Below are 521 nucleotides of genomic sequence, written 5' to 3' on the forward strand. Positions count from 1 at the left end.
AGTGACAGCCGCCTCGACGACATCGCCATCGATCAGCGCGAGGATGCAGGCGCGCTTACGGCGCGCGCCATAGTTCGCGATCATCTCGTAGATGTCGCGTTCGTCGGTCAGCGCATAGCCGCCTTTCTTCGTGTCGCGCCAGTGACGCACGGTGAACGTGCGAACGTCGCGATAGTTCGTCTCGTAGTCCCACGCGTACGCGAGACATTCGGATACACCATCGCGGCGCGAGATCTCTTTGACGCCCGCTTCCATGTTGCCCCAGCGCTTCGCGAGTGTTTCCGCGAGCCTGATTGATGGACCCGTGATGTCGTTGCCGCCGCGCGAGTACTGATACGTGGCTTCTTCTGCGAGCCCTGGACGCATGCAGTCCTGCAGGATGCGATCCATCGCGCGGCGCGGATCACGCGGTTGCGAGCGCGCGAACACGAGCGCGGCCTGAACTTCCGCGATGGCTTTCGACTGTTCGACCGCGATCAGCGCGCCAGCAGGCGCGGCCGCTTCGTTGCCGAACGGGTTCG

1 pseudogene is annotated in these 521 nt (G+C 63.9%); it reads right to left on the reverse strand.

The annotated features are described in order from the left end of the window. Window positions 1-521: pseudogene (locus BN2476_RS46975) on the reverse strand (hypothetical protein); the annotation flags it as partial.

It is taken from the genome of Paraburkholderia piptadeniae, from assembly GCF_900007165.1.
GTDB lineage: Bacteria > Pseudomonadota > Gammaproteobacteria > Burkholderiales > Burkholderiaceae > Paraburkholderia > Paraburkholderia piptadeniae.